The sequence below is a fragment of the Pseudocitrobacter sp. 73 genome, assembly GCF_008369545.1.
Taxonomy (GTDB): domain Bacteria; phylum Pseudomonadota; class Gammaproteobacteria; order Enterobacterales; family Enterobacteriaceae; genus Pseudocitrobacter; species Pseudocitrobacter vendiensis.
The window spans coordinates 86,866-106,955 of record NZ_VTZO01000008.1; the positions used below are offsets into that span (position 1 = coordinate 86,866).

At 52.0% G+C, this 20,090-nt stretch carries 17 protein-coding genes; 8 read left to right on the top strand and 9 right to left on the bottom strand.

Annotated elements, in window-relative coordinates; all coding sequences use genetic code 11:
* Positions 1 to 199 precede the first annotated feature (199 nt).
* A complete protein-coding gene (pqqU, locus tag F0Q32_RS07650; protein WP_149462565.1) occupies positions 200 to 2,311 on the top strand; it encodes a TonB-dependent receptor PqqU in 2,112 nt (703 codons plus the stop codon).
* A gap of 106 nt (positions 2,312 to 2,417) precedes the next feature.
* Here pqqU and F0Q32_RS07655 read toward each other — a convergent pair whose 3' ends face one another.
* The 3 genes from F0Q32_RS07655 to F0Q32_RS07665 form a co-directional block, all read right to left on the bottom strand.
* Complete coding sequence (locus F0Q32_RS07655) at positions 2,418 to 3,077, bottom strand: GntR family transcriptional regulator (RefSeq protein WP_149462865.1); 660 nt, start codon at positions 3,075 to 3,077, stop codon at positions 2,418 to 2,420.
* 229 nt (positions 3,078 to 3,306) lie between these two features.
* Positions 3,307 to 4,344 (bottom strand): NADP-dependent oxidoreductase, encoded by a 1,038-nt coding sequence (locus F0Q32_RS07660; RefSeq protein ID WP_149462566.1) that lies wholly within the window; start codon positions 4,342 to 4,344, stop codon positions 3,307 to 3,309.
* A 76-nt stretch (positions 4,345 to 4,420) separates the two neighbouring features.
* Positions 4,421 to 4,996 carry an XRE family transcriptional regulator gene (locus tag F0Q32_RS07665; RefSeq protein ID WP_149462567.1) on the bottom strand — a complete coding sequence of 192 codons (576 nt, stop codon included), beginning with the start codon at positions 4,994 to 4,996 and terminating at the stop codon, positions 4,421 to 4,423.
* A gap of 39 nt (positions 4,997 to 5,035) precedes the next feature.
* On the opposite strand from F0Q32_RS07665, the gene F0Q32_RS07670 reads away from it, so the two are divergent.
* Together F0Q32_RS07670 and F0Q32_RS07675 are read left to right on the top strand one after the other, a co-directional pair.
* Entirely contained in the window at positions 5,036 to 5,554 is a 519-nt protein-coding gene (locus tag F0Q32_RS07670) for a GNAT family N-acetyltransferase (RefSeq protein WP_149462568.1), read from the top strand.
* Positions 5,551 to 6,000 (top strand): DMT family transporter, encoded by a 450-nt coding sequence (locus F0Q32_RS07675; protein WP_149462569.1) that lies wholly within the window; start codon positions 5,551 to 5,553, stop codon positions 5,998 to 6,000. Before F0Q32_RS07670 ends, F0Q32_RS07675 begins: the two co-directional genes overlap by 4 nt.
* Positions 6,001 to 6,003: 3 nt before the next feature.
* On the opposite strand, the gene F0Q32_RS07680 is transcribed toward F0Q32_RS07675, so the two are convergent.
* The 3 genes from F0Q32_RS07680 to F0Q32_RS07690 form a co-directional block, all read right to left on the bottom strand.
* Positions 6,004 to 6,237, bottom strand: coding sequence for a YdcY family protein (locus F0Q32_RS07680; RefSeq protein WP_149462570.1), 234 nt, complete (start codon positions 6,235 to 6,237; stop codon positions 6,004 to 6,006).
* Positions 6,238 to 6,246: 9 nt separating this feature from the next.
* Positions 6,247 to 7,845 carry an ABC transporter substrate-binding protein gene (locus tag F0Q32_RS07685; RefSeq protein ID WP_149462571.1) on the bottom strand — a complete coding sequence of 533 codons (1,599 nt, stop codon included), beginning with the start codon at positions 7,843 to 7,845 and terminating at the stop codon, positions 6,247 to 6,249.
* Between the two features lie 167 nt (positions 7,846 to 8,012).
* Positions 8,013 to 9,992, bottom strand: coding sequence for an acyltransferase family protein (locus F0Q32_RS07690; RefSeq protein ID WP_149462572.1), 1,980 nt, complete (start codon positions 9,990 to 9,992; stop codon positions 8,013 to 8,015).
* A 257-nt stretch (positions 9,993 to 10,249) separates the two neighbouring features.
* On the opposite strand from F0Q32_RS07690, the gene F0Q32_RS07695 reads away from it, so the two are divergent.
* From F0Q32_RS07695 to F0Q32_RS07710, 4 genes are all read left to right on the top strand, one after another.
* Positions 10,250 to 11,464 (top strand): SrfA family protein, encoded by a 1,215-nt coding sequence (locus F0Q32_RS07695; protein WP_149462573.1) that lies wholly within the window; start codon positions 10,250 to 10,252, stop codon positions 11,462 to 11,464.
* 2 nt (positions 11,465 to 11,466) lie between these two features.
* The gene (locus F0Q32_RS07700) at positions 11,467 to 14,436 is read left to right on the top strand and encodes a virulence factor SrfB (protein ID WP_149462574.1); all 2,970 of its coding nucleotides are present in this window, start codon (positions 11,467 to 11,469) and stop codon (positions 14,434 to 14,436) included.
* A complete protein-coding gene (locus F0Q32_RS07705; RefSeq protein WP_149462575.1) occupies positions 14,433 to 16,544 on the top strand; it encodes a virulence factor SrfC family protein in 2,112 nt (703 codons plus the stop codon). The genes F0Q32_RS07700 and F0Q32_RS07705 overlap by 4 nt, the downstream gene beginning before the upstream one ends.
* Before the next feature lie 106 nt (positions 16,545 to 16,650).
* A complete protein-coding gene (locus F0Q32_RS07710) occupies positions 16,651 to 18,084 on the top strand; it encodes an aldehyde dehydrogenase (protein ID WP_149462576.1) in 1,434 nt (477 codons plus the stop codon).
* An 18-nt stretch (positions 18,085 to 18,102) separates the two neighbouring features.
* On the opposite strand, the gene F0Q32_RS07715 is transcribed toward F0Q32_RS07710, so the two are convergent.
* Together F0Q32_RS07715 and F0Q32_RS07720 are read right to left on the bottom strand one after the other, a co-directional pair.
* Complete coding sequence (locus tag F0Q32_RS07715) at positions 18,103 to 18,882, bottom strand: alpha/beta fold hydrolase (RefSeq protein WP_149462577.1); 780 nt, start codon at positions 18,880 to 18,882, stop codon at positions 18,103 to 18,105.
* 72 nt (positions 18,883 to 18,954) lie between these two features.
* Positions 18,955 to 19,128 (bottom strand): GhoT/OrtT family toxin, encoded by a 174-nt coding sequence (locus F0Q32_RS07720; RefSeq protein WP_071843511.1) that lies wholly within the window; start codon positions 19,126 to 19,128, stop codon positions 18,955 to 18,957.
* 201 nt (positions 19,129 to 19,329) lie between these two features.
* On the opposite strand from F0Q32_RS07720, the gene yncL reads away from it, so the two are divergent.
* Positions 19,330 to 19,425: a stress response membrane protein YncL gene (yncL, locus tag F0Q32_RS07725; protein WP_015964321.1), complete on the top strand. Its 96-nt coding sequence runs from the start codon at positions 19,330 to 19,332 to the stop codon at positions 19,423 to 19,425.
* 369 nt (positions 19,426 to 19,794) lie between these two features.
* Here the strand turns inward: yncL and F0Q32_RS07730 are convergent, their stop codons facing one another.
* Positions 19,795 to 19,968, bottom strand: coding sequence for a GhoT/OrtT family toxin (locus tag F0Q32_RS07730; RefSeq protein ID WP_149462578.1), 174 nt, complete (start codon positions 19,966 to 19,968; stop codon positions 19,795 to 19,797).
* Between the last annotated feature and the right edge of the window lie 122 nt (positions 19,969 to 20,090).

A 20,090-nucleotide genomic window follows, 5' to 3' on the forward strand; every position in this document is an offset into this window, starting at 1 on the left:
GTCATTGCACGACGTTTTATAGATGCGAATAGTAATCATTAATTGACGCAAAGTGGAGCCTTAATTCCCTGTCCCCGGCAAAAAATTTCACCTTTCGACATCATGTTTAACGCAAAGTGCCACTAAAGTTTTCAATATGTTTACATAAGTATTAACATGATTAGGATATGTTCCATTTGGTTCGTCTTTCGGGTTTCTAATGAAAATCATAAATGTACATTCAGCATCGCTTCCGGCGCTTATCATACCGCTCGTTTTCTCGCCGGCCCTTTTGGCAGCCGATGAGCAAACGATTATTGTCACCGCGGCTCCACAAACCTTGTCAGAACTGGACACTCCAGCCGCAGTGAGCGTGGTCGATGGCGAGGAGATGCGTCATGCCGCCCCGCGCGTTAATCTCTCGGAGTCCCTTGGCGCAGTACCGGGTTTGCAAGTGCAAAATCGCCAGAACTACGCGCAGGATCTTCAGCTGTCGATTCGCGGCTTTGGTGCGCGTTCGACATTTGGCGTGCGCGGGCTGCGTCTCTACGTTGACGGTATTCCTGCCACGATGCCTGATGGTCAGGGACAAACCTCTAATATTGATATCAACAGCGTCGAAAGCATCGATGTCCTGCGAGGGCCCTTCTCGGCGCTGTACGGTAACTCTTCCGGCGGCGTTATCAACGTCGACACGCAAACCGGACAGCAGCCAGGCACTATTGAAGCCAGCAGCTATTACGGCAGTTTTGGTAGCTGGCGATATGGCCTGAAAGCCTCCGGTGCCGTGGGTGACGGCACGCAGGCAGGCGACGTCGATTACACCGTCTCCACCAGCCGTTTTTCGACGCATGGTTACCGCGATCGCAGCGGCGCACAGAAAAATCTCGCCAACGCCAAACTGGGTGTACGCATCGATGACGCCAGCAAACTGACATTACTGTTTAACAGCGTCGATATTAAAGCCGATGATGCAGGCGGTCTCACCGAAAGCGAATGGCGCGATAACCCGCAACAGTCACCTCGCGCCGAGCAGTACCACACCCGTAAAACCATCAAGCAAACTCAGGCGGGCCTACGCTACGATCGTCAGCTAACGGAAAACGATGATCTGAGCATGATGCTTTATGCCGGCGAGCGCGAAACCACACAGTATCAGTCGATCCCACGCGCACCGCAGCTTAATCCAACTCACGCCGGTGGCGTAATTGAACTAACCCGCCATTATCAGGGGATCGATACTCGCTGGACGCATCGGGGTGAGTTGCTGGTGCCAGTGACTTTCACCACCGGGCTCGATTACGAAAACATGAGCGAACAGCGTAAAGGTTATGAAAACTTTGTGATGAATGGCAGCACGCCGGAGTACGGTCAGAAAGGCGATTTACGCCGCAACGAACGTAACCTGATGTGGAACCTTGACCCCTATCTGCAAACCCAGTGGCAATTGACGGATAAACTGAGTCTGGATGCCGGGGTACGCTACAGCTCCGTATGGTTTGATTCTAACGATCACTACGTTACCCCGCGTAATGGCAACGACAGCGGCGATGCGAATTATCACAAATGGTTGCCAGCCGGTTCTCTGAAGTACGCCATTACCGACGCGTGGAACGTCTATCTTTCTGCCGGGCGCGGTTTCGAAACGCCAACCATCAACGAGCTATCTTATCGCTCAGACGGGAAAAGCGGCTTGAATTTCGATCTTAAACCCTCGACCAATGACACCGTTGAAATTGGCAGTAAAACCCGCATTGGCAACGGGTTGCTCTCGGTTGCCCTCTTCCAGACCAACACCGACAACGAGATTGTCACCGATGCCAGCAGTGGCGGGCGCACCAGCTATAAAAATGCCGGTAAAACACGCCGTCAGGGTGCAGAATTGTCGCTTGATCAACGCTTTGCCGATAACTGGCGCGCGAAAGCTGCGTGGACGTATATGGATGCAACCTATCGCACCAACGTCTGCGACGATACTAACTGTAACGGAAACCGGATGCCGGGCATCGCGCGTAATATGGGATTTGCCTCACTGGGATATGAACCAGAAAGCGGCTGGTATGCAGGGGGCGATATTCGTTATCTGAGCGATATCATGGCGAATGATGAAAATACCGCCAAAGCGCCATCGTGGACGGTTGTCGGTTTGAACACCGGCTATAAATTCAACATAGGCAAGGTGAACATGGACGTCTTTGGTCGCGTGGACAACCTGTTTGACCGTGAATATGTTGGTTCTGTCATCGTTAACGAATCGAATGGCCGCTATTATGAGCCCGCACCGGGGCGTAACTATGGTGTGGGCTTGAACGTGGGCTGGACCTTCGAGTAAAAACAACACTCCCCTCGTCCCGTTGGGATGAGGGTTCTTTAGTACGATTTTTAATATCCGCTAAAATGAATAATTAATATTAATCAACACTAATTAATACCTGAAATTAATTAATGTATTGCTGCTGCAATAGCACCCCGCTTTCGTCAATAATCTCACACATGGCCTCGTAACTTTCAGCCTGTGCGCCTTTCGCTAACGCCAATAGTAATGAGCGATAAAACTCACGTTGATAGAATTGCTCATCCGCATGCGGGTATAAATAATTGAAACTGGGCCCCACACGCACCCACAACTGCTCAATTAGGGCAGTGAGTGTTGGCATCTCAGCAAACTCATAAAGACAAAAACGAAACTGATAATTTGCCTGTAACGTTTTAGCAATATCGCCGCTGCTTTTAATTGAGTGAAACGCTTCGACTAATTGCTGCAATTGGCTTACTCTTTCTGCGGTCATCTTTTGAGATGCCGCCGCTGCCGCCATACCTTCCAGCTTTTTACGGATTATCTGAATTTCATTATAACGCTGTAGATTAAGTTCAGGGACTAAAAAAGCCTGCGCAGGTGCCGCGTACAGCGCACCAGACGAGACCAATCGCAACAAGGCTTCTCGCACAGGCGTAATACTAATCCCCTGACTTTCGGCAATATCTTTCGTCACCAGACGCGCGCCAGGTTTTAGCGCACCGATAATTAATGCATTTTTTAAATTTTGTTCTACCTGTTGAGTCAAACTCAATCTTTGCGCTTTGGCAAAATCAAACATAATAATGGTCGCTCTCATCGTCATGACCCAGCACAAGGCCATATATCAAATACGGTTATTGACTACCTGATGGTGTTGCATTTCCTGATGATGGCGAGAAGAACAATTACGTAAAAATCATACTTTTTGCTGAGCGTTTTATATCAACGCTTCTGTTACTCTATATTAAAGCGGTTTATGATATTTTTGCACGAAAAAAAACGGCGTATTGACTACGCCGTTACACACTTTACTTATCGTCGGCGAGACTAATAACGACTTTGCCGAAATTTTCCCCTTTTAACAACCCGATTAACGCCGCAGGTGCATTCTCCAGGCCATCAATAATTTGTTCACGGTATTTTATTTTTCCTTCCTGTACCCAGCGGCCCATCTCCTCCTGAAACTCACCAATCCGATGACCATAGTCCTGGCCAATAATAAAGCCCTGCATGCGGATCCGTTTTTTCAACAAGGTGCCCATCAGCAGCGGCAACCTGTCCGGGCCGGCTGGAAGATCGGTGGCGTTATAGCCACTCACAAGACCGCAAATTGGTATACGTGCCGAGGTATTCAGCAGCGGCAATACGGCATCAAAGACCTTACCGCCGACGTTTTCGTAGTATACGTCAATCCCTGCCGGACACGCATTGGCGAGCTGTTCAGTAAAATCCTCCGCCCGGTGATCGATACAGAGATCAAATCCTAATACCTCTACCGCATGACGGCATTTCTCAGGCCCACCCGCCACACCCACCACGCGGCAGCCTTTGAGCTTACCGATTTGCCCCACAGTTGCCCCAACCGGGCCCGTGGCGGCAGCCACCACCAGCGTTTCACCCGCCTTAGGCTTACCAATATCGAGCAACCCCATATAAGCAGTAAAGCCCGGCATGCCGAGAATACCGAGCGACCAGGAAGGATGTTCCGGCGCCTCGCCAAGTTTCACTAACCCGTCACCGTTGGAAACGTCATAAACCTGCCAACCGCTGTAACCCAGCACCCATTCCCCTGTTTTAAAGTTCGGATGACGCGACTGCTCTACACGGCTGACGGTGCCGCCCACCATCACCGCCCCCAGTTCGACCGGCGGTGAGTAAGACGGCGCATCACTCATTCGGCCACGCATGTAGGGGTCAAGTGAAAGATAGATTGTGCGAAGCAGCACTTCGCCCTCTGCAACGTCAGGAACACTTCCCTCTTCGAAGCGGAAATTATCAGCCACCGGCTCACCGTGCGGACGTGATGCCAGAACCCAGCGACGCTGACGTAATGTGTCTTTGGTCATAACCTGTGCCTTTGTTTGAAAACCTGTTAAGAGCGTAGCGTTGATTCACACTATACGTTTAACAATATGCGGCGCATCAGGCTGGAGGCGTGTTAAGCCTGACCACCAAATAGGTACAGGCTTCTTTCGTCTCATTAATAAAGCGGCAGTCGTTTGGCGGGCCCAGTTCAAGGCAATCACCCGCCTTCATCTCATGGCGCGTATCGCCCTCGACAAAAACCAGCTCGCCTTTGGTCAGCCAAATCAATTGCCGCGCCAGGGCATAAGCCGAGGCGGGCATTGGGATATCGCTCCCTGCAGGTAGCTCAATTTGAACGAGGTCAATCGGCATATCGCTTCGTGGTGAAACATGACGACGTAAATAATCCGTTTGCGGATCGTGCCAGACGGGCTGATCGGCAAAGCGCAGCAGTTTGCCCTCCTGCATTTCGGCTCGCGCGATCAGAGTCGACATGCTAATACCGAAAGCACCAGACAAACGTGCCAACAGCGTCGCCGTCGGGCTGCTCTCGCCGCGTTCGATTTTATGGATCATGCCGCGAGAGACGCCCGCACGCTCGGTGAGGTCGCTCAATGACCATCCGCGTGATTCACGTTCGATACGAATTCTTGCACCGATCCGTTGATTTAAATTGTCTTCAATAGTATTCATATCGTAATACTATAGTGAACATCCTCTGAGGTTCAAGTTATGAGCATTCGTTTTGCGACGAAAGAAGATTGCGCGGCGATCGCCGAAATCTATAACCACGCCGTCGTGCATACCGCGGCTATCTGGAACGACAAAACCGTGGATACCGACAACCGTGTCGCCTGGTTTGAAGCCCGTCAGTTTGCCCATTTCCCGGTGCTGGTGAGCGAAGAAAACGGCGTGGTGACCGGCTATGCTTCCTATGGCGACTGGCGGGCTTTCGATGGCTTCCGCCATACGGTGGAGCATTCAGTGTACGTTCATCCGGACCACCAGGGAAAAGGTCTTGGCCGCGCGCTGCTGACAGCGTTGATTGAAGAAGCGCGTTGTCGCGGTAAGCACGTGATGGTGGCGGGTATTGAGGCGCAAAATTCGGCGTCTTTACATCTGCATGAAACCTTAGGTTTTATCACCACCGGGCAGATGCCCCAGGTCGGCACCAAATTTGGCCGCTGGTTGGATCTCACCTTCATGCAGCTACAGCTCGATACCCGTACCGATCCGGATGGAAAAGCATGAACAGCACCCTCACCTTAGCGTTTCTGGTTGCCGCTGGCATTGGCCTGGTGATTCAAAATACGCTCATGGTGCGCATCACTCAGAGCTCCTCGACTATTCTGATCGCCATGCTGCTGAATTCGCTGGTCGGCATCGTGCTGTTTGTCAGTATTCTGTTGGTGAAGTACGGGCTGGCGGGCGCGAGTGAGCTGGTATCTGCGGTAAAATGGTGGACATTGATTCCGGGCCTGCTGGGGTCGTTTTTTGTTTTTGCCAGTATCAGCGGCTATCAATACGTGGGCGCGGCGACGACTATTGCTGTGCTGGTCGCCAGCCAGTTAATTGGTGGGCTGGTGATGGATATTGTGAAAAGTGAAGGGATTGCATGGCGAGCGCTTGTCGGCCCGGTCTGCGGCGCGATAATGCTGGTGATCGGCGCCTGGCTGGTAGCCAGACGCCAGTTTTGAGCCTTACAGAATGGTGCCGCTACGGGTGAGCTGGTCGCGACGCGCCTCCTCATCCTCTTTATGCTGACGACCATGATGCGCAATCGCTGTACGCAAGCGCTGCTGCTGCGTATAGCGATCGTCCCGGTTAAGCTCGGCGTCATCGCTGAGCACCACCAGCAGTTCATTCATATGAGCGATCACACTCTCATCGATCGCGGCGTCAACCCGCGCAATGACGTCATCCAGATGTGACATACACACTCCTTAATTGATTTTCGTTTTCGAAAAATCACTGCCCATCAGGCTGACGCTGTACCCCGTCACATTACTGCGCGTAGCGTAAAACGTTTTGCCGTTCGCCAGCGCGATCCACGGTGCTTGCTGGAAGTAAATCGCCTGCGCCTGACCATAAAGCGCAGCACGTTTCGCAGGATCGCTGGCAAGCAGTGCTTTTTTCACGACCCCATCATACTCTTTATTACACCAGCGCGCGGCATTGGAGCCGGATTTAATACTGCCGCAGCCCAGCAACGTGCCGGCGAAGTTGTCCGGATCGCCGTTGTCCGACATCCAACCAAACAGCGCGGTATCATGCTCGCCTTTGCGCATCCCTGAAAGATATTCGCCCCACTCATACGACACAATGTTGGCTTTTACGCCCACTTTCGCCCAATCGCTTTGGATCATCTCCGCAATACGCCGCGAATTTGGGTTATACGGCCGCTGTACCGGCATCGACCATAACGTCGCTTCAAAGCCCTTCTCCAGCCCTGCCTGTTTCAGCAGCGCTTTTGCTTTTTCCGGGTCGTATGTGTAGTCCTTCAAATTTTTATCAAAGCCCAGCATATTCGGCGGGATCGGCGACTTCGCGACCGTACCAGAATCCAAAAATACGGCCTTGATAATAGCCTGCTTGTCGGTAGCGTAGTTCAGCGCCTGACGCACCAGCACATTATCAAACGGTTTCTTTTCAGTGTTAAATGCCAGATAACCCACGTTCAGCGCATCAACTTTATGCAGGGTCAGATCTTTATTCTTGTTAATTTCGGCAAACTGGACCGGCGACGGTGCCGGGATAATCTGGCACTCGTTGGTTTGCAGTTTTGCCAGACGGGTCTGAACATTTGGCGTGATAGAGAAAATAAGGTGTTTCGTTGGCACTTCGCCATCCCAATAGTTCGGGTTGGCGATGTAGCGAATGAGCGAGTCAACTTTGTACTGTTGCAACGCATATGGCCCGGTGCCAATCGGCCAGTTATCGACGTTATCCGGGGTGCCCTTTTTCAGCATTGCATCAGCATATTCAGCGGACAGTATCGATGCGAAATCCATTCCCCAGTCAGCCAGAAACGCGGCGTTCGGTTCATTAAGGACAAACTGAACGTGATAATCATCGACCTTTTTCACCTCTTTAATGAGCGAATCCAGGCCAACATCGTGGAAATATTCATAGCTGCCCTGCGAGACATTATGGTACGGATGATCGGCGTCTTTCTGACGCAGGACAGAAAACACCACATCATCGGCGTTAAAGTCGCGGGTAGGTTTGAAGAATTTATTACTGTTGAATTTCACCCCCTGACGCAGGGTAAAGGTATAGGTCAGCCCGTCAGGTGAAATTTTCCACTCGGTTGCCAGCGACGGTATCGGCGTATTTTTCACCGGATCAAAATTGATCAAACGGTTATACAGCACCTGTGAACTGGCGACGAATGACGGGCCGGAACTGGCAATTTGCGGGTTAAAAGATTCAGGTGACGCTTCTGAACAGTAAATCAGCGTGTCGTTGTTCGCGGACCACGCCGCGCTTGTCGGTAATAATGCACTCAGCGCCAGCGCGAGAAGTGTTTTCCCTGTAGACATGGTTATAAGCCTTTCGATTTTATTATATGGGGTTTAATAACAGCACAGGGGGCGCGAACTGGCAAATAACCAGAAACCATAAGGCATAAACTTTCAAACTATCAATGCGTTAATGTACCAATGAGGCAATGCGCGGCAGATTTTACCCTATACCGCACATTCGCATTTTAATATTTATTTTTCAATGGATTACCCATCTTCTTGAGATACCGTTCAGCAAATATACCGGTCGCATAATCGTTAAGATGTCCGACATCACGGTACAAAGGAATACCGTCAATTTCAGTCTCACAACGCTGACCGTCACACTGTACCTTTTTCGGATCAATGATGATGAGTTGTGGAAACGCCTGCTGCAATGAGTCAAACATTTTAGTTGTCCACCACTGAGCATCATTTACCTGTGCATGCGGATTGCACTCATTCGCTGAATAAGGTCGGCGTGTTTTAAAGTGCTCATAGAAACAGGTCAAAAAGCCTGCCGGCATTGGCGCCATAGATTTAACTATGACAGGTGTAGCGCCAGAGGCAATGATTCGCTTAATCCCCTCCCGTGCAGCCTTGTTGATGCGTTCAATCGATAAATCACGTGACTTTTTATCATCCGGATGTTCGTAAATATTAAAACTGGCATAGTTTTCCCATACTTCGGAAATGACGACAAACTTGTATTTCTTTGAATCAATCGCCTTATAGTATTCGTTAACATTATCGTGGCATTGCTGGTAGGCCATACCCGGATAATTCCAAAAGTCATATTGATAAATGCCGGGAAGTGCGAGACACAAGGAGGTCGATTTAATATCAACTGCAAGATTGGCATCTTTCGCCAGGCGATCGAAGAAATTCCAGTATTGATTGGAATGAGAGTCCCCCATCAATAAAACACTATTCGTTGATGTTTTATCGCCAACAACACATTTTGCATCCGTACCCTTCACGTTTACATTCATGCAATCTTCTCGTTGTTTTAAACGTGATTCTGCGAGAGTCTTATTGACTCTTGTCATTTCAGAACCAAATCGTAAACCACTGAACTGGTCGTTATGTTTTCCAATGGTATAAATACTATAAACAAGCAAATAAGGAACAATAACCAGCAATAAAAGCGATTTTAATAACGGGGTCTTACTCCTACGATACGGCATCTCGATATAAAAATAAGTGAGAGATGCCAGCGTAAAGGCTAACGCCACTGCCAATGCTCGGGCAGGCATACTCTCATAACCGACATAATGCAGGGCAGCCAGTAGCGGCCAATGAAAGAGATACAGGGAGTAAGATATTTCGCCGGTATAAACCAGCGGCTTAGACGAAATTAATTTTGTGTAAAGTGTATCTTTTTCTTTTGCACCCCAGGCAAGTAACACGGCGGAACTGATGGCAACAGCCCATGTCCAATAATTAGGATATGCCTTAAGGATATCATTTTGAGTAGCAACAAAAATAATAATTATCAGCGCTACTACTGTAACAATTTTCTGCCACTGAGCCTTGAGGATGTTTTTCTTGTTAGAAATCTCAAAGGCCAATACTCCCAACATAAACTCAAACACACGAGAAAGAAAGGCATAGTATGTTTGAACCGGATGCTTTATTCCGAAAAACAGTGAATAAGCAATGGTGACCAGGGTAAATAAGCCGACAAATAAAAACAACTTCTGCTTATTTAAAAACCTTGCGCCAACAGTATAGATTACAGGAAAAAACAGATACCATTGCCATTCAATTGATAATGACCACATGTGCAGCAACAACATTTTATCTGCATCTGGCGCTGCGTACCCTGTGGTTTCATGAGCAAAATATTGATTTGCTGTGGCCTGAATAACTTTACGTCCACTTTTCAGGAAGTCGGCATAATCGTCAGGCAAATAAAAAATTGATGCCACCAGGAGTGACAACAATAGCATTGTGAGCATTGCTGGCTGCAAACGCCAGAGACGTCGGGCATAAAACTGGCTAAATGAGAACGTGTTATTAACAATGGCTGTCTGTATAACGCCTGATATTAAAAAACCGGATATCACAAAGAAAACATCAACGCCCACAAAACCTGACGGGAAAAGCGTCACTCCAGCATGAAAGAGAATGACTAATAAAACAGCAACCCCTCTCAACCCAACAATATCTGCTCGATAGTTCATAATGTGCCTGAAAAATGAATTTGCAGGCTAGATCATAACATACTACAAATACTTTTTGAGTTGTTATCACCCCGAGAAATAGCTCGGCGTGGCGTTACCCGCACTGGCTAATTTCCCACCGACTTCGCAGCGGATTTTACTTAGGATGCCGAGGTTCAATACGCTGAGAATTGCCCCTTTTAGCCCTCTCATTCAGCGTTTGTTGTCATATCCCATTGCGTAAAGTAATGCCGTGAAGAAGTCTAAAGGGCAATAACGTGGCAAAAATTCTCTTACGCAGCGGAAATCTTGATGATTTTCAGGCGGTGGGTGGCGGCGGGCAAGCCGTGTTTGATTCGGCAAATCAGGTGCGCGAAACCCTTCGCCTGCGTAAAAAATTCGCCGTATGTGACAGCCTGGCGATTCCGCAGTTAAATGATGAAGGCGATCGCGTTGACTGGTATTCGCCTGTTGAAGGCAGCGTAGTCAGCTGGAACGCCGCCAGCGCGGCTCAGCGCGACGCTGCCCTGCGCTATCTTGACGCTCTCCAGCAAACGGTGTGGACACTCTCCGGCAACTGTCAGCAATCAGGTAAACCTGCGCAACAGCTCTTCGGCGCGTTGCTGGAAAACACATTGCAGTTCCCGGGCGAGAACCATCTTTTTCTGGTCAATGACAAACCCGTTATTTGCTTCTGGGGATTTGTTAATCTCAACGAAAGCCCACGTAGTGATGCTTTTGCTTGCCTGCGTATCGCTGAGGCAGCGCCGCTCATTGAACATCTTCCTGTCGATGACTCCCCCACTGAACCGATAGTAGCCTTCGCTCAGGCGGATGTTCCGCTGCTTTACGAACAGGAATCGGCTTCCAGCGCCGCCCCTATCATTCACCGTGCCGCCACTGCGCAAGGACGCTGGCGTTGGGCGCTACCCTTCGCGGCTGCGATCATGATTGCGATAGCTGCAACGCTGTTCTGGCCATCAGCGCCAACGCCCGCCGTGGCGCAACCCACGGCGGTTATTTTCCCCACATTGCCGACACTAACCCGCACACTGCCCCTACAGCTTGCCAGCCATACGGAACAACCAGCCCCGGTTAAAGACATTGTACTGGCTCCCATTGCTAAAGATGCGCTGGTGATGGAACCCAACCAACTGCGCGCCGGAACGACACGTTTCCTGAATGGCAACTGGCGGCTGTTGCTTGAAATGAAAAATGCCCCATCGTTGCGCTATCAGATTGAAAACAACAAAGGCACGGCGCGTCTGGTACACGGCGACAACATTATCTGCCGGGTGCCACTGTTCTCCGGGCTGCATCAGAACGGTGAACTGCTGATTAAAAGCCGGGGTACGGCGCGTTGTAGCGATGGTTCTCGCTTCCCAATGCCAGAAATTAGCTGTAAAGCGAACAGCTTTGATGTTGCCGCCTGTACGGCGCGCTATAGCGCAGAAAAGATTGTGCCTGTCACCTTTAAGAAGATCGGAGCCTGACGATGCTTGTCACTCTTTGCGATTATAAACAAAGCGTTACGCTTATTGCCGACAGCGGCGTGCAGTTTCTTGATTTTGGTTTAACGCCGCAAAGTTCACCGGCCGTTGGCCGCTTTGTGCGTAAAACCGCCAATGGCCCCCTGCTGCGATTGAGCTGGGATGCCGCGCATCTGCGCTATACGCTGGCGGTCGAGGGTACGAATCAACCGGAGGTAGTCAAACCGGAGAGCACGCTGGATTTGCATCACTCGCTCAGCTTGCTGGACGGCGTATGGCTTCCCCTGCCTTTTTTCCGCTTCAACCCGCCGCGCACCTTCGTTGAGGGGCCTGATAACTGGGCGCGCGTTCAAATTCGTAAGCTTGAAACGCCCGACAGCGCTGGTAATAGCCATCGCGTGACGATAGCGTTTGATAGCCAGACCCGAAGTAACGACTCTGCAACACTTGCGCCAGTCGAAAATGACGTTCTGAACGGCACGCGCTTTGCGCTGGCCTGGCATGATGATGAACTGACCGATTTTCTCGATCAGACATGGATCGATGGCTGGCTACGCGAGGCTTTTATCCAGTCACTCTATCAACATGAAGCGCGCAACGAACAGGATCTGGCCCACGCTATGCGGATGTTTGAATATCAGGGTCACTGGTTAAACATTGTCGCGATGCTCGGCGAACAGCTAGTCATTCCGGAAGTAAAGTTAGTCACTACTACGCTCAGTACCCCCGCTATCCCTGTTGATCTGATTCTGGATGTCGGCAACACGCACACCTGCGGCGTCTTGATTGAAGATCATGGTGACGCCAATGATGGACTGCGGCAGACAGCTGAAGTCCTGGTTCGCTCGCTGAGCCAGCCGCAATTTTTGAATGCGCCGATGTTTACCAGCCGGGTGGAGTTTGCACAGACGCGGTTTGGCAAGCAGCATTTTTCCGTTGAAAGCGGGCGAGAAAATGCGTTTATCTGGCCATCACTGGTCCGCGTTGGTGACGAAGCTCGCAAGCTGGCCATGCAGCGTACCGGTACGGAAGGCTATAGCGGCCTGTCCAGCCCACGACGCTATCTGTGGGATGAAACACCGACCGTACAAAGCTGGCGCTTCAGCCAGTTAAACGGTAAATCACAACGTGAACCGCTGGCGACGGCCTCGCCGTTAATGAATCTGATGAATGACGACGGCGAACCGCTGTTTAATCTTCCTCTGGATGAGCGGATGCCGGTGTTTACGCCGCATTACAGCCGCAGTACGCTGATGACACATATGCTCTGTGAATTACTGGCGCAGTCCCTGGGTCAGATCAACAGCGTCGCCACCCGACTACGCCTCGGTTTTCCGGCATCGCCACGCCAGTTGCGCACGCTGATCCTCACGCTCCCCTCGGCGATGCCAAAACAGGAGCGTGAAATCTTCCGCCGCCGGATTTCAGACGCGCTGGCGCTGGTGTGGAAAGCGTTAGGCTGGCATCCGCAAAGCGATGAGTTTGATGCTCGCCTGTGCCGGATTTCGCTGCCACAGATTCAAATGGCGTGGGACGAAGCCAGCTGTGGTCAGCTGGTTTGGCTGTACAACGAAGCGATTGCCCATTATTGCGGTCAAACGGAGGCGCTGTTTGCGGCGCTCGCTCGCCCGGATCGTACTGAAGATCCCGATATTGCCCGTGAGCGTACGCTACGCATTGCTTCTATCGATTTGGGCGGTGGAACCACCGACATGGCTATTACTCAGTACCAACTGGATGATGGTTCGGGCTGCAACGTCAAAATTACGCCCCAATTGCTGTTTCGCGAAGGCTTCAAAGTGGCTGGAGACGATGTCCTGCTGGATATCATTCAGCGCTGCGTTCTTCCGGCACTGCAAACACATCTGCAACGAGCCGGGGTTAACGACGCCCCTGCATTGATGGCGACACTGTTTGGTGATTCAGGGCGACTGGATGCGCTCGCTGTTCTGCGCCAGCAGACCACACTGCAGTTGTTTATCCCCATTGGGCATGCCATTCTCGCCGCCTGGGAGCAGAGCGATACCGCCGATCCATTAGCCGGGCTGCACGCGACGTTCGGTGAACTGCTTGAGCAACCGCTTACCCGCAGTGTATTGAATTACATTAATCAGGCGGTAGAGCATGCGTTACCTGCTGAAAGCAACATCTTTGATCTGATGTCAGTTCCGCTGGCGGTGACATTCCGCAACCTACAGGACGCGATGCTGGCGGGTGAATTTACCCTCGCCGCGCCGCTGCACGCCTTGTGTGAAGCCATTACCCATTATACCTGCGATGTGCTGCTGATTACCGGTCGTCCGGGTTGTTTGCCCGGTGTTCAGGCGCTGATTCGCTATTTGCAACCCGTACCGGTTAGCCGCATGGTCTGGCTCGACCGCTATCCGGTACAGGAGTGGTATCCCTTTAGCCAGCAAGGGCGCATTGGCAATCCAAAATCTACCGCTGCGGTAGGCGCAATGCTATGCAGCCTGGCACTCGATTTACGTCTGCCGCACTTTAACTTCAAGGCTGCGGATATCGGGGCCTATTCCACCGTCCGCTATCTTGGCGTACTGGATAAAACCGTGAATACCCTGAGCGATGAAAACATCTGGTATCGGGATCTTGATCTCGACAAACCTGGCGCGACGCTGGATGCACGTCTCAATTTCCCGCTACGCGGCAGTGTCACACTGGGATTCCGCCAACTGGCCAATGCGCGCTGGCCTGCCACGCCGCTGTATACCCTGAGCATCAACTCACCTGAACTTGCGAAAGTCATCGCCGGGGACGGCGTGTTGCAGGTACGGTTGGCCCTTCAGGGAGGCACCAACACGGAAGGCGCTCTCTCATTTAGCCTGAGCGATGCGTGGCTTGCCGACGGCACGCCGGTATCGCCCCAGGCCCTGACGTTGAAACTGAATACCCTGGCCGACCGCCGACATCGCGGAAGCCATTACTGGATTGATAGTGGGAGCGTTTATTTAGCATGAATACAGAACAGGCGGTAATGGCATGGCTTTCCACTGTGCGCAAAAAAGCACCAGGGCTGGACATGGATGCGGATGCGCTGCTGTTTCATCTGCTGGGTCTGAGCGCACAAAAGCAAGCACTGGAGGCATCACGGCAGCAACGCGGCACACTGGCATTATTCGGCCATTCACGGGCATCCAAAGCCTGGCTGTTGAACGCGCTGTGTGGCGAGAGTGATGCTCGCCTGCCGATTGCGATTGGCGAAAAGCGTCTCGATTATTTCAACCACATTAATCCGGGCCATCAACCTTGCCAGTTGGCACTGCGCTTTACGCGTGATACCCCCTCTCCCCACGATGAATTTCCGCTGCGTTTACGCGTACTGCGGGAGGCGCAGCTGGCGCAGGTCTTTATTACCCACGCTGAAAACTGCGCCTTTCGGGCAGAGACGTTTCGTGAACGTCTGACCTTACTGCAAAACCTGCGTCAGCCTCAGACAACGCCGACGGTTACCGCTGAAGAGGTCGCAACCGTGGTGCGTTACTGGCAATCGCGGGTACCCGCTAGCGTGCAGGAGGTCAGCGATCACGAATGGTATACGTTTGTCGAACTATTGCCATCACTGGACCTCAACGCCAGAACCCGTGCGTGGTCTCTTCTGTGGGGCGACCACCAGGATCTCACGCAGCAGTGGCAAATGCTGTCGCATGCCTTGCGGGTACTGGGAAATGCGACCGATATCTATGCCCCACTGAGTCTGTTGGTTGATACGTTCTTGCTGCCGACAGCAGGATTTTTAACCGCCGGATGCGAGGACGATCCGTCTGTTCTGGTTCAACTGCCTGGCCAACAAACCGTCAATATTTCTCGTTCCACGCTGGCGTTCCTGACCGCCGAACTGGTTTTATGCAGCCCCTGCAAGGTGCTGGACGATGTCGATATCCTCGATATTCCTGCGTCGCCGTTCGACGAGTCAGGCGCATTGTTGGCGAGCAAGTGTCATTGGTTATTAGAAGCATATCGCCAACAGCGTCAGCCTGATGTGTTGGTTGTGTGTAATGCCACTCCTCAGCGAAGCGCCATCCCACGTCTCGCCAACGCCCTGATCCAATGGGTTGAGGCTACCCAGCCACAGCAGGACACTGGCTTGCCGGGGCTGGTATGGGCTATTACCCCACAAGACGATCGCGCCACGCATGCCGTACAGCAGGATGAAGCTATCCAGCATTTAGTCGGTAAACCTGGCCAGCGCTGGGGTGCGCTACACGCCTTTGACAGCAATAGTCTGGCGCGCCTGATTGAATGGCTTTCACGCGCCACGTTACGTGCAACGCGAAATCGCCGCTTTGATACGTTAATCTCACAACACCAGCAAGCCCTTCAGATGCTCATCAGCCCAATACTCAATGGGAAGAAATATCATTCTGTGCAATGCGAATCGATGATCCGTGCTCTTCAGGGCCAGGCGGCGCATCACGGCGAGTTGCTTGCAGGCTTGCTCCCTTCTCTCGAACGTTTTAATGCCATCGCTCAAGTACAGCATTCACGTGAAGCACGCGTATTAACTCAGATCCACACTGAGTTCGATCTGTTTGCCGAACCCAAATCGCTGATATTGCCACAAAAGCAAACCCACGACGCTGGCACGCTGGCTTTCCGATTGTGGTGCCAACATGTTCGCCACTGGAGCCGCCAGCACGCCAGCGCTGCACAACTGGAAATATCTCCGGCTACGTTGCAGCAACTTTGCGATACGCTGATTGCCATCAGTTCCCAACTTAACCTGGCAGAGGAGTTGCGCCACGCGGCCACTCAACATGAGGCGCCCCCTGCGCAACTTCGCGCCATGATAGGCAATTTTATTTCCTGGCTCGGTTATGCCGGGAACAGCACCAGCGAAAGACCGGCCAGCCGGGTGGCTCCAGGTCACGCTATTTTTGCCAATCCATCTGCCCGAACCTCTCATCGCCTGACGCAACTTGCTGAACAACCTGTACACGCCGCCAGCCGCTACATTTACGACTGGCTGGTGGCGCTTTACACCCGCGCCGGCGAATGTCGGGAGGATATTTTTGAAATCCCATCACCCGACCGCCTGGCGCTTCAGCACATTCTTAAGGTGGTGTGAGCCATGTAGTAAGACAGAAAAAAAGTGTGCGAAATCCGTATGCTACATGGGCAGCCTCACAGCCGGACTCTACACTCAACGCGTCTTCCGTGCATATGAGGTCAACATGACAATAACCAGTCCCCTTTTTATTAACGGCGAAGCTTGCGCCGCTGCGGATAACGCAACTTACACGCGACTGAACCCCGTTACCGGCGACACGGCAAGCGCGGCATCGGCAGCCTCGCAACAGGACACCGAACGCGCGGCACAATCTGCTGCCGCGGCCTTCCCTGGCTGGCGCGACACCTCGCCCGGCGAGCGCCGTCGTTTACTGCTTGCCGCCGCTGATGCGCTTGAGCATCGCCGCGAACAGTTTGTCGCTACCCTGCACGCAGAGACCGGAGCCACCGAACAGTGGGCCGGGTTTAACGTCCATCTTGGCGCGGAGATCCTGCGCGAAGCAGCAGCGCTAACGACCCAGATTGAAGGCCAGGTCATTCCCTCTAACACCCCAGGTAACATTGCGCTGGCTACGCGTCAGGGAACGGGGGTGGTACTCGGCATGGCACCGTGGAATGCGCCGGTTATTCTGGCCGTACGCGCTATCGCCACGCCGCTGGCCTGCGGGAATACAGTGATCCTTAAAGGATCTGAACTATCACCCGCCACACAGGGGTTGATCATTACCGCACTGGCTGACGCTGGAATCCCACCAGGAGTGGTGAACTACCTCACTTTCACGCCAGAATCTGCCCCCGCCCGCGTCGAACAACTTATCGCTCATCCGGCAATACGCCGCGTTAACTTCACTGGATCTACCGCCGTTGGCCGAATTATCGCGCAAACCTGTGCCCGCTATCTGAAACCCGTCGTGCTTGAACTGGGCGGCAAAGCACCACTACTGGTTCTTGATGATGCCGATATTGAGCAGGCCGCCGCCGGAGCCACCTTTGGCGCATTTGCCAACGCCGGACAAATTTGTATGTCAACCGAGCGCATTATTGTTGATAACGCCATTGCGGCCCCGTTTATTGATGCGCTGGTCAACCGGGTAAACGGGCTCCCGAAAGGGCTGCTCGGCTCCGTGGTCGACATGAAAACGGTTGAGCGTTGCAATGCATTAATAGACGATGCGCTGGCAAAAGGTGCTCGTCTGCTTACCGGCGGCAAAGCGGATTCAACGTTGATGAAAGCAACCCTAATCGATGCCGTTACCCCGGACATGCGTTTATGGCATGAGGAATCCTTTGGCCCGGTAAAAGCCATTATTCGCGCGCGTGATATCGATGAGGCTGTCAGTATTGCTAACGATAGCCCCTACGGCCTCTCTTCTGCCGTGTACAGCCGCGATACCGCCCGCGCGTGGAATGTTGCGCAGAACCTGCAAACCGGCATTTGCCACATCAACGGGCCAACCGTTCATGATGAGGCGCAGATGCCCTTCGGCGGCTGCAAAGACTCGGGCTATGGGCGCTTTGGCGGCCGGGCAGGTATTCATGAATTTACTGAACTGCGCTGGATAACAATGCAAACCCAGCCACGGCAGTTACCTTTCTGATTATGCTCTTACTTCGGCCTACGGGCCGGAGTGTTTGTTCTGCGTCGCTGAGAAGATAGCATCCAGCGACTCCGCCAACAGGGACGGGTTTTCCCATGACATACAGTGCCCGGCATCAGGAATAATGTGCAACGGTATACCCGCAGCGGCTACTTCATCCGCATCCGAAGCGGGGAGTGAATGCGCACCATAAATTAGCGCTTTTGCGCACTTCAGCGCCAGAAAACGTGACATCCAGTCAGGCGATACACCGTCGACAAGGCTCTTCGCCGCACGCCATAACGCCCAGGGAGCCGTGTTCTGCACACAGCCTGCCCACGGTGTGGTTTCTGTCGCGATTAACTGGGTAAAACCGGTAGCAATAAATGCAGCTTCCGTTTGTTGAGCTATCTTGCAGCTGAACATACCGCCTCCGGGATAAAAGTTTGGCTCGGAAACCACCAGGGTACGCACCCGGTCTCCTAATAGCTGCGCCGCTTCAATCGCAATGCTGCCCCCCATACTGTGGCCATAGAGATAACAGTCATCGATATGTAAATGGGTAAGAAGCTCAGCAACAACCTGAGCCTGCGCGCTAACGCTGAACGAGTAATCCGCCGGTTTGTCACTGTAACCACTACCGGGGAGATCGATCAGCAACGCGCGACGGTTGCGGAAGGCTTCATCAGCAACAATACGGGGATATTCGTAGGAAGAAGCACAGCCGAGGCCGTGAATAAAAACGACAGGAACGCCTTGACCCGGTAAGTCATGAAAGCGAACGGTGGCACCGGCAATGATCGAGTAAAAAGACTTCATGGGTAACCTCCTGATGGATGACTGTAATTTTATACAGTACCACGCATTAGGTTACCAGCAGGTTGTCCGGAATCAGAACAATGAGAGCATCAGGGCAACGGGGAAGCTAAACGGCCAGGTCGCGCCAATCAATACGGTCGCCATCAGGCGAACGGTGGGGGTTTCTTTGGTCAGGAACCAGGTGATAAAAGCACAGAGAGTCGCCATCACGGCGTAGAAAATCAGCATATTCTGGTACAGCGTCATCCAAATTGCCCGCATAATAAATTAACAACCGCGCGCAATATGCTATTTTTTTTGATGTAGATCAAGTTCGACTAACGGAGTACAGACGGAGTATTTGCCGTTTCGTTCACCGCTTTATATACATAACCACCATTTAATAGTATTGCGAAACTGATAAATGCGGACTATAAATCCTCTGGTTAACTCACAAAGGGCATAATAATGGACGTCTCAAGCAAAACCGTTGTCTTGATTAATGTCGTCGCAGCAGTCGGTCTGGCTTCGTTGCTGCTCGCACGCTTTAGCTGGCTGTCTTAAGGGTTTAGCTGCAAAAAATCAAAAGCAGTGTGCTGTCTGCTTTTGATTTTTGCTACTTAACGCCCTGAAAAGGCAGAGGTATATACGGTTCTTGACGCGGGTTCCAGTGCGCCATTATCCGGATTGTACTGCGGAAGAGGATTCACCTTTTCCATATCCCATACCGAGGCTACGCAAGCTGCTTCAGCGCCACCCTGCTGTGTACAATCTACCGCGCGATGAGCGGAAACATGTGTTCCAACTCCAATAACTGCCATCAATGCAATGGCGCAAAATACCGTCTTATTCATAACAAATTCGAATACCAGAATTAATAACGGCGCAGATCCTCGCACGTTGTTTCTGATATGTCAAAACAGCGGTTCAAGCCTAAAAGAGTGAAAATAGCAGCGCCACAGGGAAGCTCAGCGGCCAGGTTGCGCCAATGAGCAGCGCGCAAATCAGGCGAATGCCTGGCTTATCGCGGGCCAGATACCAGGTTGTAACACCACTCACGACGCCGATCGCCAGATATACCATCATCATTTTTTCAAATACCGTCATTTTTGTTCGTGCCTCCTTGCTGACTGTCGCGCGTACTATGCGTTATTCCTTCCCATCGCAACTCCTGGACGATCACAAAACCACACAGCACGTGATAACCAGGAAAAGTGCCTGATTACTGC

What these genes read in the sequence shown, in the direction of transcription:
- F0Q32_RS07655 (WP_149462865.1), bottom strand. Translation starts at nt 3,077, where the DNA reads ATGTTTGATTTTGCCAAAGCGCAAAGATTGAGTTTGACTCAACAGGTA.
- pqqU (WP_149462565.1), top strand. Translation starts at nt 200, where the DNA reads ATGAAAATCATAAATGTACATTCAGCATCGCTTCCGGCGCTTATCATA.
- F0Q32_RS07700 (WP_149462574.1), top strand. Translation starts at nt 11,467, where the DNA reads ATGCTTGTCACTCTTTGCGATTATAAACAAAGCGTTACGCTTATTGCC.
- F0Q32_RS07720 (WP_071843511.1), bottom strand. Translation starts at nt 19,128, where the DNA reads ATGACGCTGTACCAGAATATGCTGATTTTCTACGCCGTGATGGCGACT.
- F0Q32_RS07670 (WP_149462568.1), top strand. Translation starts at nt 5,036, where the DNA reads ATGAGCATTCGTTTTGCGACGAAAGAAGATTGCGCGGCGATCGCCGAA.
- F0Q32_RS07690 (WP_149462572.1), bottom strand. Translation starts at nt 9,992, where the DNA reads ATGAACTATCGAGCAGATATTGTTGGGTTGAGAGGGGTTGCTGTTTTA.
- F0Q32_RS07730 (WP_149462578.1), bottom strand. Translation starts at nt 19,968, where the DNA reads ATGACGGTATTTGAAAAAATGATGATGGTATATCTGGCGATCGGCGTC.
- F0Q32_RS07685 (WP_149462571.1), bottom strand. Translation starts at nt 7,845, where the DNA reads ATGTCTACAGGGAAAACACTTCTCGCGCTGGCGCTGAGTGCATTATTA.
- yncL (WP_015964321.1), top strand. Translation starts at nt 19,330, where the DNA reads ATGGACGTCTCAAGCAAAACCGTTGTCTTGATTAATGTCGTCGCAGCA.
- F0Q32_RS07660 (WP_149462566.1), bottom strand. Translation starts at nt 4,344, where the DNA reads ATGACCAAAGACACATTACGTCAGCGTCGCTGGGTTCTGGCATCACGT.
- F0Q32_RS07715 (WP_149462577.1), bottom strand. Translation starts at nt 18,882, where the DNA reads ATGAAGTCTTTTTACTCGATCATTGCCGGTGCCACCGTTCGCTTTCAT.
- F0Q32_RS07680 (WP_149462570.1), bottom strand. Translation starts at nt 6,237, where the DNA reads ATGTCACATCTGGATGACGTCATTGCGCGGGTTGACGCCGCGATCGAT.
- F0Q32_RS07710 (WP_149462576.1), top strand. Translation starts at nt 16,651, where the DNA reads ATGACAATAACCAGTCCCCTTTTTATTAACGGCGAAGCTTGCGCCGCT.
- F0Q32_RS07705 (WP_149462575.1), top strand. Translation starts at nt 14,433, where the DNA reads ATGAATACAGAACAGGCGGTAATGGCATGGCTTTCCACTGTGCGCAAA.
- F0Q32_RS07675 (WP_149462569.1), top strand. Translation starts at nt 5,551, where the DNA reads ATGAACAGCACCCTCACCTTAGCGTTTCTGGTTGCCGCTGGCATTGGC.
- F0Q32_RS07665 (WP_149462567.1), bottom strand. Translation starts at nt 4,996, where the DNA reads ATGAATACTATTGAAGACAATTTAAATCAACGGATCGGTGCAAGAATT.